Origin of the sequence: Micromonospora sp. NPDC005367 (assembly GCF_040606825.1) — a bacterium.
Taxonomy (GTDB): Bacteria; Actinomycetota; Actinomycetes; order Mycobacteriales; family Micromonosporaceae; genus Micromonospora.
The window spans coordinates 54601-67334 of the sequence record NZ_JBEXFP010000026.1 but is presented as its reverse complement, the minus strand read 5'-3'; the positions used below and the strand labels follow the sequence as shown (position 1 = coordinate 67334).

Here is a 12734-nt window from a genome sequence, read left to right as displayed (position 1 = left end):
CCGAGTCTGGCACAGCGGACGCGGACGGGAGCGACATTCGCCATCCGCCCGCGGCTCCCGTGCCCGGTCAGCGGGCGCGGTCCAGCCACCGGGGAAGCGGCAGCGTCCGCCACGGCACCCGCAGGAGCACCCGCACGATCATGAGGCCGAGGAGGTAGCCGCCGATGCTGTCGGTCAGCCAGTGGTAGCCGAGGTAGGTGGTGCCGATGAAGACGAGCACGCCCGGCACCCACATCAGCAGCCGACGGACCAGCACCGGCAGGTACGGCGCGAGCAGCATGGCGAGCACGCCGAAGTAGACGATGCCGTTGCTCACGTGCCCGGAGGGGTAGTACTCCTCCCACCCGTCGCTGAACATCTCCACCGAGCCGTGGTGCGGGGCGCCCCGCGAGGTCCACCGCTTCAAGCCCACGATCAGCAGGGTGCTGATGATCGGTGCGAGCCCGGCCGGGATGATCGGGCGTACCGACCGGTGGCGCCAGGCCAGCCAGAACGACACCAGCACGGTCACGGCGGTGAGCGCGCCGCCCTGGCCGATCCGGTCGAAGACGTACATCATCGTGGACACCGGTGGAGGCCGGTGCTGGTCGCACCAGTCGCGTACGACGATGTCCACCCGCAGCAACGGCCGCCACCAGACCAGGGCCGCGGTGAGCGCGGCGAAAGCGGCGAGCAGCAGCCCGTCGAGCCACCAGCCGCCGGGCACCGGCGCGAGCACGGGCACACCGAGCGGCCGGGGTGGGCGGCGGCGCGAGGATGTCCCCGTTGGCATGGCCCTCTCCGCTCCACCCCCGGGCATGTCCGGCTGACAGTGCGAAAATAGCGCGCGCGACACCGGCCGCGGCCGGTACTCGACGGATTGCCTCCGGACGCGTCCCGCGTCGGCTACTCGCCGCCGGCCGCCTCGGCCAGAATCCCGGTGCCCTGGCCGAGCTCGATCAGGTAGCCGTCCGGGTCGCGCAGGTAGCAGCGGATCTCGACGCCGTGGTCCTTCGGCTCGGTCAGGAACTCCCCGCCCCGGGAGCGCCACTGCTCGTACACCGCCCGAACGTCGGTGACGCGGACGTTCATCGCGCTGCTCAGCACGTCCGGGTCCGCCGGGGCCTCGGCCCGTACCGTCGGCTTGTCGTCGGTCGGGCCACCCTCGTCGTTGATCACGATGTAGCTGTTGTGGAACCGCAGGATGGCCGGTTGCCGCTCGCGCACCACCGTCGCGCCCAGGACCTGCCGGTAGAACTCCCGCGAGCGGTCCACGTCCCGCACGATCAGCAGGTGGGTGAGCACCACTCCGCTCTCCGGCCGGAAGTAGTCCGGCGCCTCGATCGCCATCCGCGCCTCCCGGAGCTCGTCCGGCAGCGCGGGTACCCGTCGACGACGCCGGCACACCTCACGGCTTGCGTGCGAGCCCGGCCCAGTAGTACGCGGCGTGCGGGTCGTCGGGGTGCCCGTCCTCCGGCCGCCACCCCATCACCGGGGCGATGCCCGGCTCGATCAGCTCCCAGCCACCGAAGAGACGCTGCACCTCCTCGCGGGTGCGCGGCACCAGCGTCATGCCGCCCTGGGAGGCCGCGGCGACGGCGGCGTTCATCTCGGCCGGGTTGAAGTCCCCGGTCGGGTGGGTGATCGCCAGGTAGCTGCCCGACGGCACGGCGTCCATGAGCGTACGCAGCTTGCCGGCCGGGTCGTCACTGTCGCGCAGCAGCATCAGCACCGCGATCAGGGTGAGCGCCACCGGCCGGTCCAGGTCCAGGGTCTCGGTGAGCCGGGCGTCCGAAAGGATCTTCTCCGGCTCGCGCAGGTCGGCGTGGATGTACTCGCTGCGCCCCTCCGCGGTGCTGATCATCAGTGCCCGGGCGTGCGCCAGCACGATGGGGTCGTTGTCGACGTAGACCACCCGGGTCTCCGGCGCCACCGCCTGCGCCACCTCGTGCAGGTTGGGACGGGTGGGGATCCCGGTGCCGATGTCGACGAACTGCCGGATGCCGGCCTCGCCCACCAGGTAGCGGGCCACCCGGTGGACGAACCGCCGGTTCTCCTTGGCCATGGTGCGCAGGGTGGGGATCGCCTCGATGAGGGCCGCGCCCATCGCCCGGTCCGCGGCGAAGTTGTCCTTACCACCGAGCCACCAGTCGTACACTCGCGCCGAGTGCGGGACTCGGGCGTCCACTCCGGATGGCGGGGTCTCTTCGAGCCCGGCGGTGGCCTCGCTGTGCGACACGATCGTCTCCGTCCCTTCGATCGGCCGGTATCGACGAGCGCAGCCTAGAGGATTCGTCGCGATCCGGCCGCCCGCGGGCGCAGCGGGACGGGCCCACGCGCGGCCCGCCGCCCGGTGACGAGGGCGGCGGGCCGGGGTGGCGCCGGTGGATCAGGCGCTGCCCACCTGCGCCGGGGCGGGCTCGCGGACCGGCTCGCCGGCCCCCACGATCTCGATCTTCCGCCCGACGCCGGCGCGGAACTGGTCGACCGCCTCGGCGTAGCTGTCCAGCGGGTACCGGTGGCTGATGAAGACGCCGGGGTCGAGGATTCCGGCGGCGAACAGTTCACCGGCCCGCTCGAAGCTGTGCAGCACCGCCATCGAACCGGTCACCGTGATCTCCCGGTTGTAGATCCGGTACGGCTCGATGGTCGCCCGCGTCCGGTACTCGGAGACTCCGAACTGGAGGAACGTGCCGGCGGGCGCGACCCGGCCGAGGCCGTCGTCGATCGCCGCCTGCACACCGGTGCAGTCGATGACCACGTCCCAGCCCCGGGGCCGGGACAGCTCGTCGGCGTGCGACGCCGACGCCGAGCAGCCCAGCCGGACGGCGGTGGCCAGCCGGGCCGGGTTCGGGTCCACCACGCTGACGCTCGCCGCGCCGCAGCGCTTCGCGAGCTCCAGCATCATCAGCCCCATCGTCCCGGCCCCGTAGATCAGGTAGTGGTCGCCCAGCCGCCGGGGCAGGACGTCGAAACCACGTACCGCGCAGGAGAGCGGCTCGATCAGCGCCGCGTCCACCGGCGCCACCCCTTCGGGCAGCGGGAAGCAGTTCTTCACCGGGGCCACCGCGAACTCCGCGGCCCCGCCGGAGACGGTGACTCCGATGGCCGCCCACCGCTCGCAGAGGTTGCCCCGGGCGCGGCGGCACTGGTAGCACTCGCCGCAGTGCAGCGAGGGATCGACCGCCACGGCGTCGCCGACCCGTACCTCGGTGACGTCGCGACCCGTCGCGACGACCGTGCCGGCGAACTCGTGTCCGGGAACGATCGGGTACGCGGGAGCGAACTCGCCGTCGAGGATGTGCAGGTCGGTGCCGCAGATGCCGCAGCCGGCCACCTGCACCACGACGTCACGGGCGCCGGGCGTCGGGTCGGGTACCGACTCGACGGAGATCTGACCCGGCTTGACGATGACCGCTGCTTTCACTTGACCGCTCCCATCGAGAGTCCACGTACGAGTTGCTTCTGGGCGATCCAGCCGGCGAGCACGACCGGCAGCGACACCAGCGTCGCCGCCGCGCAGAGCCGCGCCAGGAACAGCCCTTCGGAGGTGATGAAGCCGACCAGGAAGATCGGTGACGTGCCGGCCCGAGTGGCGGTCAGGTTCACCGCGAAGAAGAACTCGTTCCAGCTGAAGATGAAGCAGATCAGCGCGGTCGCGGCGAGCCCCGGCGCGACGATCGGCAAGAGGATCCGGCGGATGGTCAGCAGCACGCTCGCACCGTCCACCGCGGCCGCCTCGATCAGCGCGGGCGGGACCTCCAGCAGGAACGACCGCATCATCCAGACCGCGAGTGGCAGGTTCATCGCGGTGTACAGGACGATCATGCTCCAGATGTTGTCGAGCAGGCCGAACTCCTTGACCAGCAGGTAGATGGGGAGCAGCGCGGCCACCGCCGGGAGCATCTTGGTGCTGATGAAGAAGAACAGCACGTCGCGCCACTTCGCCACCGGCCGGATCGACAGCGCGTACGCCGCCGGGGTCGCCAGCAGGAGCACCAGCAGCGTCGAGAGCAGGCTGGCCATCAGTGAGTTGAGCAGGTACGGGGTGATGTCCCGGTCGAAGACCTGCCGGTAGCCGTCGAGTACCGGGGTGAACACCCAGGTCGGCGGGTTGCTGGCGGCGTCCACCTCCCGTTTGAACCCGGTGAGCACCATCCAGAGCACCGGAAGGAAGAACAGCAGCCCGACCAGCCAGGCGAGAACGGTCCAGGCCGCCGCGGCCGGGGCGGCTGCCCGCCGGGCTCGGCGGCCGGTGGACCTGGCGGCGGTCGGGCCGGGGCGTACGGCGGTCATCGGGCGTCCTCCATCCGGAACAGGCTGGAGATGACCCGCAGCGCGAAGGTGGCGACGATGATCGTGCCGATCACCACCACGACACCGGCGGCGGCCGCCTCGCCGTACTCGAACTTGCGGAACGTGGTCAGGTAGATCTCGTACGGCAGGTTGGTGGTGGCGGTGCCCGGGCCGCCCTGCGTGATGGTGAAGACCGCGTCGAAGGTCTGCACCAGGTAGATCGAGCCGAGTAGGGCGCCGAGTTCCAGGTACGGGCGCAGGTAGGGCAGCGTGATCCGGGTGAAGATCTGCCAGCCTCCGGCGCCGTCGACCCGGGCCGCTTCGAGAATCTCCGTCGACTGGCTCTGCAACCCGGCGAGGATGATCAGCATCATGAACGGGGTCCACTGCCAGACCAGGGTGGCGATGACGGAGAGCATCGGGTACTGCGAGACCCAGTCGGTGCTGCCGCCGAGCACGCCGTTGATCAGGCCGTACGCCGGGTTGTAGATGGCGTGCTTCCAGAGCAGCGCCGCGGCCATCGGCATCACGAGGAACGGGGTGATGAGCAGGGTCCGGACGATCCCCCGGCCGGGGAACCTCCGGTCGAGCAGGATCGCGATCCCGAGCCCGAGCAGCACCGACGCGACGACCGCTCCGGCGGTGAGCACCACCGTGTTGGTCAGGGCCGCCCGCAGCCGGGAGTCGGTGAGCACCTCGGCGTAGTTGGCGAGCCCGACGAAGCTGCGCTCGCCGGGACGCAACGCATTCCAGTCGAGTGTGGACAGGTAGATGGTGACCAGGAACGGGATCTGGGTCACGACGATCGCGAAGAGCAGGGCGGGCAGCAGCGGGGCGCGGCGGGTCCACCTGTCGGCGGCGCGCCGTCGGGCTGACGCCACGACCGGGGCACGGGGCGTCAGGCCCGCGCCGGTGGCAACTGTCTGTGTCATCGGTTCACCTCGGGTCGGGCGGGGAGCGGCCGCGCCGGGCGGCCGCTCCCGGCCGATGGCTACCGGTTCTCCCGGGCGGCTTCCTCGGCCAGCTTCTGGCCGTCGGCGAGCGCCTTCTCCACTGTGGTGCTGCCCGCGATCGCCGCGGAGACCTCCTGCGACACCTTGGTGCCCAGGTCGGCGAACTCGGGTATGCCGACGAACTGGACGCCGAGCGCGGGTCGCGGTTGCACGCCGGGGTTCTTCGGGTCGGCCTCCTGGATCGACTTGAGCGTCAGGTCCGCGAACGCCGCGGCGGACTCCCGGTACTCGGGGATGGCGTAGGTGGACTGCCGCTTGCCGGCCGGGACCCGGGACCAGCCGAGCGAGGAGCCGATCATCCGCTCGTACTCCTTGCCGGTGGCCCAGGAGATGAACTTCCAGGCGGCGTCGGGGTGCTTGGTGGTCTTGGGCATCGCCAGCGCCCACGCCCACAGCCAGCCGGACGACTTCGTCTTGTTGACCGGCGCGTACGCGTAGCCGACCTTGCCGGCCACCGTGCTGGCCGAGGTGTCCTCGAGGGTGCCGGCCGCCGACGTGGCGTCGTACCACATCGCCGCCTTGCCCTGGCCGAAGGTGTTCAGGCACTCGGTGAAGCCGGCCTGCGGGGCGCCGGGTTCACCGTGCTCACGGACCAGGTCCACGTAGAACTTCGTGGCCTCGACGAACTCGGGCGAGTTGACCTTCGGCGTCCAGTCCTTCTCGAACCAGGTGCCACCGAACGTGTTCACGACGGTGGTGAGCGGGGCGAACAGCTCCCCCCAACCGGGCAGCCCGCGCAGGCAGATGCCGGAGACACCGGCCTTCTCGTCGTCCAGCTGCGCCGCGAACTGCGCCACCTGCTGCCAGGTCGGCCGCTCCGGCATGCTCAGGCCCTTGGCGGCGAAGAGCTCCTTGTTGTACATGAGGAACGACGACTCCCCGTAGAACGGCGCGGCGTAGAGCTTGCCGTCCTCGCCGGAGAGCGAGGTGACCATCGGCTGGAGCAGGTCGGCCCGGTCGTAGCCGGTGTCGGCGTCGGCGTACGAGCTCAGTTCGTGCAGCCAGCCGTTCTTCGACCAGATCGGGGCCTCGTACGCGCCGATCGTCGCCACGTCGTACTGGCCGCCCTGGGTGGCCACGTCCTGGGTGACCTTGTCGCGCAGCTCGTTCTCCGGCAGGATCGTGAACCGGACCTCGATGCCGGTCTCCTTGGTGAAGTTGTCCGCGGTGACCTTGGCGAGGTCCTCCATCTGCGGGTTGCCCACCATGAGCACGGTGATGCTCTTGCCGTCGCCGTCGTCGGAGGATCCGCCGCCGGCCCCGGAACAGCCCGTGGCGGTCAGGACGGCCACGACGGCCAGGGCCAGTGCGGGTCGCAAGCGGTGCGGAGACCATCTTCTGGGCACGGCGAACCTCCAGGATCCGTTTGGGTGGTGGTAAGGGGTACGGCCGGTCCGGTGGTCAGACGCGCTGGACCACCGGGCCGAGCAGCGAGTATCGGTGTGCTTCGGACGCCGGCAGGCCGACGTCCGTGACGACGGCGTCGACGTCGGCGACGTCCGCGAAGCGGCAGAAGCTGCTGGCACCGAACTTGCTGTGCACGCCGGCGAAAACGACCCGGCGGGACACGCTGATCACTTGCGCCTTCACCGCGGCGACGGCCGGGTCGGGGGTGGTGAGTCCGTGCTCCCGGGAGATCCCGTTCGCGCCGACGAATGCCAGGTCGATCACGAAACCGGCGAGCATGTCGACCGCCCAGTGATCGACGGTCGCCCGGGTCCGGCTCCGGACCCGGCCGCCCAGCAGCAGGACCGTGGTGGCGGGCGAATCGGCGAGGATCGCGGCGGTGTCCAGCGAGGCGGTGACCACGGTGAGCGCCCGCTCGGCCGGCAGCGCCTCCGCGATCAGTCGGGGGGTGTAGCCCTCGTCGATGAAGACCGACTCGGCGTCGGCGAGCAGTTGCGCCGCCGCGGTGGCGATCCGGCGCTTCTCCGTCACCAGTCGGGTGGTTCGCGTGTCGAGGGTCGTCTCGAACCGGGCGGTCTCCACCGGATAGGCGCCGCCGTGGGTACGCCGCACCAGCCCCTGCTGCTCGAGCCGGTGCAGGTCCCGCCGGACCGTCTCCGGCGACACGGCCAGGTCGGCGGCGAGTTTCTGCACGTCGACCTGGCCGTGGTCACGGGCGAGAGCGAGAATGCGCTGCCGGCGTTCCATCGAATTCATCGCTCACCTCCCGCTCGTCGGTTGCTAATTTTTAACACCGTGACGCGGATGTGACGCCCATCGGAGCGGGCAAAATCCGGAGGATTCCTGCCCGTTCGCGGCGAGCGGTCGGGCGCACCAACACCAACGAAGCAGCCGGTGTCCGACAAATGGTGTGCCCGTTTGGGCGGGATGGCTGCCCGGATGTTGCCCATCCTCGTTCCGGGGGCACGAACGGGCACCTTTGCCCGGCAGCAGCCGAGAGCATCGGCGACGCGGCGGGCGACCGGGCACGCCACAGAACGCGACGGCCGGCGAGGCTTTCGCCCCGCCGGCCGCTCGGATCGACATACGCTCGGCAGACAGCCGTACGGTCAGTGCGCCACCACGGCCACCGCGGACGGCGCGACGTCGCCGAGCCGCGCCGGGCGCACGACCACGAACAGCACGGCGAGCGCGGCGATCATGCCCCCGGCCACCACCACGGCCATCGCCACGACCCCCGTGCCGAGCACGCCGACCAGCGGCGCGGCCAACGCGCCCACGCCGAACTGCACCGCGCCGAGCATCGCCGCGGCCGTGCCGGCCGCCTCGCCGTGCCGGGACAGGGCGAGCGCGGGCGCGTTCGGCATGGCCAGGCCCGCCGCGAACAGGACCACCCACAGCGACGCCAGCACGGTCGGCAGGCCGCCGACGCCGGTCACGGCGAAGGTGGTCAGCACGAGGCCGGCCACGGTGCCCAACCCCAGTGCGGCGATCAGGATCCGCTGCGGCGAGTACCGGCCGAGCAGCCGGACGTTCAGCTGGGTGGCCGCGATCAGGCCGATGGCGCCCGCGCCGAACGCGATCCCGAACTGCTGCTCGTCGAGCCCGTACTGCTCCTGGAAGACGAACGACGACCCGGACACGTACGCGAACAGCGCCGCCATGGCCAGGCCGGTGACCAGGATCAGGCCGACGAACGTGCGGTCACGCAGCAGGGAGCCGTAGACCCGGGCGGTCGCCGCGACACCACCGCCCCGGCGCAGCGCGGGCGGCAGGGTCTCCGGGAGGCCGAACGCCGCCACCGTGATCAGGATGATGCCGAAAGCCGCGAGGGCGATGAACACGCCCCGCCAGTCCGACCAGCGCAGCAGCCCGCTGCCCAGGGTCGGGGCGAGCACCGGCGCGACGCCGACGACCAGCATCAGTCGGGAGAAGAGCCGGGCGAACGCGGCACCGTCGAACAGGTCGCGGACCACGGCCATCGCCACCACCGACGCGGCCGCCACGCCGAGGCCCTGCAACACCCGCAGCACGCCGATCACGGCGATGCTCGGGGCGAGAACGCACAGCACCGACGCCACGATGTGCAGGGCGACACCGGCGAGCAGCGGCACCCGGCGGCCGACCGCGTCCGAGAGCGGGCCGATCAGTAACTGGCCGACGGCGAGCCCCGCGAGCGTGCCGGTCAGGGTCAACTGCACGGCCGCGGACGTGGTGTGCAGGTCAGCGGCGATCTCCGGGAGCGCCGGCAGGTACATGTCGATGGTGAGCGGGCCGATCGCGGTAAGCGAGCCGAGCACCAGGACCAGTCGCAGCCGGCGCGCGGTGCTCATCAGGTCGCCGGAGGTCCGGACGGCCTGAACCTCGGTGGGGGCGGGCGTCATGCCTGCGCCCCCACCGGTCTCTGACGGACGTGTGCGGGTGTACGTGCAGCATTCACACCTGCCAGCAAACCGTCGGCGGCTGATCTCATTCCCGGACGGACCGAAGGTGCCTCACCTCACACGCGGCGGCATGGGTGGCGACGCAGCGTGATCCGACCCCGGTCGTACCCCGCCCTGGGGCTCGGCCGGGCCTGGTGGGACTCCGGGCCGGAGGCGAACGCGGTCGCGCCCGCCACTTCGAGCCACCGGGCCCGGCCGTCGGCCCCGTCCGGCAGGGGTCAGTCGACCGAGGCTTGCGGGGTACCGCAGATCTCGGTGCCCGGCGGCGTGATCTCCTCCTTGCTCCAGATCTTGTACGGCGGCGGCCCGAGCCTTCTCTCGCCGACGATGGGTTTGACCTTGATCAGGTTCAGGAACTTGTTCACGAGGTCGACGACCGGCTGGAGGATGCTGTACCCGATGCCGTAGCTCGCCCACACTCCGAGCCCGACGCCCCGGCACTCCACGAAGTGCGAGCCGAGGGTCCCCACCGCGCCCAGCGCCGACCCGAGCGTGGCGCCGTACGCGGTGCGTACCTCGAAGAAGACGCCGGCCTTGAAGACGAAGGCGTTGAATCCGACGTCGAACTTGACCCGATGCTCGATGAGCAGGCCCATGACGCCGACGGGGACTCCGGTGAGCGAGTCGATGAGGCTGCTCTTGCGTTGCACGTTCGTGCTCACGCGCGGGCCGAACGCGCCGTTGGCGTAGCCGTAGCCGAGCGATCCCGCGAGGGAGAACTCACCTGAGCCCTTGATGGTCCCGGTCTTGGCGCCGAACGCCGTCGTGACCTTCAACGTCTGGCTGATGGTGAACATGAGCGGCACGCCGACGACGGTGCCGATCGGGAAGGCCGCCTCGACCGGGATCGGCAGGACCGCCTTGATGTTCTGGCCGCCCTGGATTCCGGCCTCGAAGGCGACCCGGATGCCGAACCCGCCGGTGACCTCCAACTCGGCACGGGTCACCCGGCCGCCGCGAATGTTGAGGTGGAAGTTCGCATCGGGCGACTTGAAGGTGAGCGCCGCTCGCCCGCTCAGCTTCAGGCCGTCACGGTTGTAGTAGAAGCTGACCTCCGCGCCGTCGTTGAAGCTCACTCCGTTGGAGAAGTTGGCGGCGACGGCCTGCGCCTCCCGCTCGCGCGTCGGTGGCGGCTGCACGGGCCGTCCGGGCGGCGGGACGGCGGGAGCCGCGCGCAGCGGCACGCTGCGGCCGAACCGGCCGGTCGGTGACGGCGTCGCGGTGGCGGTCTCGTCGGTGTTCGCCCAGAACGGATCGCCGGCCTGGTACAGGACGGGGTCGGTGAGCCGCAGCCCCTTCTTGACGAAGGTGCCGTCCCGGATCACCTCGGTCAGCGTCACGGGCCCCAGCGTGACGAGCAGGTCGCCGCCGTCACGCTCGAGATGCAGTACCCGGCCGACACTGCGGCCGGTCACGAACATGACCTTGCCGACCGCCACGTCGTCGGCGTGTTCGGCCTTGCCGTCGATGCGCCAGGTGAGCCCGTCCGCGGTGACCGACCTGATCGCCCGGCCACCGCCGCCCACGATCACCACGTCGGGTTGGAACGTCACGTCCGGGTTCGCGACCGGCGCCGGACCGTACCGCAGCGCCGCTTCGCTCCACGGGTCCTCGTTGCCCGGGCCGGTCGGCGAGCCTCCCCGGCACGCGCCCGCCGTCAGCAGCAGCACGACGATGAGGGCGATCGAACCACGCTTCCGCACGCCGGATCGTCGGGTCATGCGACGACGCTACGGCGACGGCCGAGCTGGGGAATCGGGAGTTTCCCTATGTTCTGCCCGCCGCGCACCACGAGGGCACGCGGCGGGCAGGCCGGTATTGCGGGCGGGCTACCGCTCCCCCACCGGGCTCACAGTGGGCAGGTCGAGGCCGTCGATCGCCGCCGCCACGAGCTGCTCCGGGTTGAGCGAGACGTCGAGCACGAGCACCGACTCGTCCGGTTCGGCCGGCTCGAGGGTGGCGAGCTGCGACTCGAGCAGGCTGGCCGGCATGAAGTGCCCGGTGCGGCGGGCCATCCGATCCCGGATGACCTCCGCCGGCCCGTCCAGGTGCACGAAGTCCACTCCGGGCGGGCCAAGGCGCAGCACGTCCCGGTACGACCGCCGCAGCGCCGAGCAGGCCAGCACCGTTGAGCGGCCCTCCGCCGCCCGCGCGGCCATCCAGCCGGCGAGTTCACGCAGCCAGGGCAGGCGAGCGGCGTCGTCCAGGGGTACGCCGGCCCGCATCCGCGCCACGTTCTCCGCCGGGTGGAACTCGTCGGCCTCGGCGAAGAGCAGACCGGTCACCTCGCTGATCCCCCGGGCCACGGTGGTCTTGCCGGCGCCGGAGACACCCATGACCACGACGTGCCGGGTGGGCGGCCGCTCACCAGTCATGGACGGTTCCGTCCTTGAGCCGGTTGAACGGCAGGTACGCCGGCACGTACGGGAACTTCGCGGCGGCCGCCTCGTCGAGTTCGACGCCGAGTCCCGGCTGCTCCCCCGGGTGCAGGTAGCCGTCGGTGAACGTGAACGACTGCCGGAACACCTCGTCGGTGAGCGCGCCGTGCCGCATGTACTCCTGGATGCCGAAGTTGTGGATCGCCAGGTCCAGGTGCAGGGCGGCGGCCATCCCCACCGGGGAGATGTCGGTGGGGCCGTGGATGCCGCTCTTGATCTGGTACTGGGCGGCGTAGTCGAGCAGTTTGCGCATGGCGGTGATGCCGCCGGTGTGGGTGACCGCCGAGCGGACGTAGTCGATCAGCTGTTCGCGGATGAGCGTCTGGTAGTCCCACACGGTGTTGAAGACCTCGCCGATGGCGAGCGGCGTGGTGGTGTGCCGGCGGACCAGTCGCAGCGCCTCCTGGTTCTCCGCCGGCGTGCAGTCCTCCAGCCAGAACAGGTCGTACGGCTCGAGCGCCTTGCCGAGCTTCGCGGCCTGGATCGGGGTCATCCGGTGGTGCCCGTCGTGCAGCAGCGGCAGCTCCGGGCCGAACTCGTTGCGTACCGCCTCGAAGACACCGGGGAGGTGGCGCAGGTAGGCGCGGGTGTCCCAGTCCTCCTCGGCGGGCAACGGGGTGCGCTGCGCCGGCTCGTAGTCGTACCGCTTGCCGTCCACGCTGGGCTGGGTGGCCACCCCGTAGACGGCGTTGATGCCGGGCACGGAGGTCTGCACTCGGATCGACTTGAACCCCTCGTCCAGGTGGCGGCGGATCGAGTCGAACAGCTCCGGCAGGTCGCGCCCGGAGGCGTGGCCGTACGCCATGATGCCGGTGCGGGAGGCCCCGCCCAGCAGCTGGTAGAGCGGCATGCCGGCGGCCTTGGCCTTGATGTCCCACAGGGCCACGTCCACGGCGGCGATGGCCGCCATGGTGACCGGCCCACGCCGCCAGTAGGCGGAGCGGTACAGGAACTGCCAGGTGTCCTCGATGCGGTGCGGGTCTCGTCCGATCAGCAGCGGGACGACGTGGTCGCGTAGGTACGACGCCACGCTCAGCTCCCGGCCGTTGAGTGTGCCGTCGCCGAGGCCGGTCAGCCCCTCGTCAGTTGTGATCTTGAGGGTGACGAAATTCCGGTCGGGGCTGGTGACGATGACATCGGCAGCAACGATCTTCACG

12 protein-coding genes are annotated in these 12734 nt (G+C 71.0%); all 12 read right to left on the bottom strand.

What is annotated here, in order from left to right; genetic code table 11:
* Positions 1-67 precede the first annotated feature (67 nt).
* Positions 68-772 (bottom strand): phosphatase PAP2 family protein, encoded by a 705-nt coding sequence (locus ABZS42_RS19280; protein ID WP_355147050.1) that lies wholly within the window; start codon positions 770-772, stop codon positions 68-70.
* A gap of 113 nt (positions 773-885) precedes the next feature.
* A complete protein-coding gene (locus ABZS42_RS19275) occupies positions 886-1329 on the bottom strand; it encodes a VOC family protein (RefSeq protein WP_355147048.1) in 444 nt (147 codons plus the stop codon).
* Between the two features lie 58 nt (positions 1330-1387).
* Complete coding sequence (locus ABZS42_RS19270) at positions 1388-2221, bottom strand: SAM-dependent methyltransferase (RefSeq protein WP_355147092.1); 834 nt, start codon at positions 2219-2221, stop codon at positions 1388-1390.
* Between the two features lie 147 nt (positions 2222-2368).
* A complete protein-coding gene (locus ABZS42_RS19265; protein ID WP_355147046.1) occupies positions 2369-3406 on the bottom strand; it encodes a zinc-dependent alcohol dehydrogenase family protein in 1038 nt (345 codons plus the stop codon).
* Positions 3403-4275: a carbohydrate ABC transporter permease gene (locus tag ABZS42_RS19260; RefSeq protein ID WP_355147044.1), complete on the bottom strand. Its 873-nt coding sequence runs from the start codon at positions 4273-4275 to the stop codon at positions 3403-3405. Before ABZS42_RS19260 ends, ABZS42_RS19265 begins: the two co-directional genes overlap by 4 nt.
* On the bottom strand, positions 4272-5207 hold the full coding sequence (locus ABZS42_RS19255; protein WP_355147042.1) for a sugar ABC transporter permease: 936 nt from the start codon (positions 5205-5207) through the stop codon (positions 4272-4274). Before ABZS42_RS19255 ends, ABZS42_RS19260 begins: the two co-directional genes overlap by 4 nt.
* Positions 5208-5266: 59 nt before the next feature.
* Entirely contained in the window at positions 5267-6607 is a 1341-nt protein-coding gene (locus ABZS42_RS19250) for a sugar ABC transporter substrate-binding protein (RefSeq protein ID WP_355147041.1), read from the bottom strand.
* Between the two features lie 82 nt (positions 6608-6689).
* Positions 6690-7451 carry a DeoR/GlpR family DNA-binding transcription regulator gene (locus tag ABZS42_RS19245; RefSeq protein WP_355147039.1) on the bottom strand — a complete coding sequence of 254 codons (762 nt, stop codon included), beginning with the start codon at positions 7449-7451 and terminating at the stop codon, positions 6690-6692.
* Positions 7452-7804: 353 nt separating this feature from the next.
* Positions 7805-9079 carry a multidrug effflux MFS transporter gene (locus ABZS42_RS19240; RefSeq protein WP_355147037.1) on the bottom strand — a complete coding sequence of 425 codons (1275 nt, stop codon included), beginning with the start codon at positions 9077-9079 and terminating at the stop codon, positions 7805-7807.
* Between the two features lie 278 nt (positions 9080-9357).
* Positions 9358-10860 carry a hypothetical protein gene (locus tag ABZS42_RS19235; RefSeq protein ID WP_355147035.1) on the bottom strand — a complete coding sequence of 501 codons (1503 nt, stop codon included), beginning with the start codon at positions 10858-10860 and terminating at the stop codon, positions 9358-9360.
* A gap of 108 nt (positions 10861-10968) precedes the next feature.
* Positions 10969-11514, bottom strand: a complete 546-nt coding sequence (locus ABZS42_RS19230) for a gluconokinase (RefSeq protein ID WP_355147033.1) — start codon at positions 11512-11514, stop codon at positions 10969-10971.
* Positions 11504-12733 (bottom strand): D-mannonate dehydratase ManD, encoded by a 1230-nt coding sequence (gene manD, locus ABZS42_RS19225; protein WP_355147031.1) that lies wholly within the window; start codon positions 12731-12733, stop codon positions 11504-11506. Before manD ends, ABZS42_RS19230 begins: the two co-directional genes overlap by 11 nt.
* Position 12734: the final 1 nt, after the last annotated feature.

Bases quoted from the DNA above. Each gene is read 5' to 3' on its own strand.
- ABZS42_RS19280 (WP_355147050.1), bottom strand. From the start codon at position 772: ATGCCAACGGGGACATCCTCGCGCCGCCGCCCACCCCGGCCGCTCGGT.
- ABZS42_RS19275 (WP_355147048.1), bottom strand. From the start codon at position 1,329: ATGGCGATCGAGGCGCCGGACTACTTCCGGCCGGAGAGCGGAGTGGTG.
- ABZS42_RS19260 (WP_355147044.1), bottom strand. From the start codon at position 4,275: ATGACCGCCGTACGCCCCGGCCCGACCGCCGCCAGGTCCACCGGCCGC.
- ABZS42_RS19255 (WP_355147042.1), bottom strand. From the start codon at position 5,207: ATGACACAGACAGTTGCCACCGGCGCGGGCCTGACGCCCCGTGCCCCG.
- ABZS42_RS19245 (WP_355147039.1), bottom strand. From the start codon at position 7,451: ATGAATTCGATGGAACGCCGGCAGCGCATTCTCGCTCTCGCCCGTGAC.
- ABZS42_RS19240 (WP_355147037.1), bottom strand. From the start codon at position 9,079: ATGACGCCCGCCCCCACCGAGGTTCAGGCCGTCCGGACCTCCGGCGAC.
- ABZS42_RS19235 (WP_355147035.1), bottom strand. From the start codon at position 10,860: ATGACCCGACGATCCGGCGTGCGGAAGCGTGGTTCGATCGCCCTCATC.
- ABZS42_RS19230 (WP_355147033.1), bottom strand. From the start codon at position 11,514: ATGACTGGTGAGCGGCCGCCCACCCGGCACGTCGTGGTCATGGGTGTC.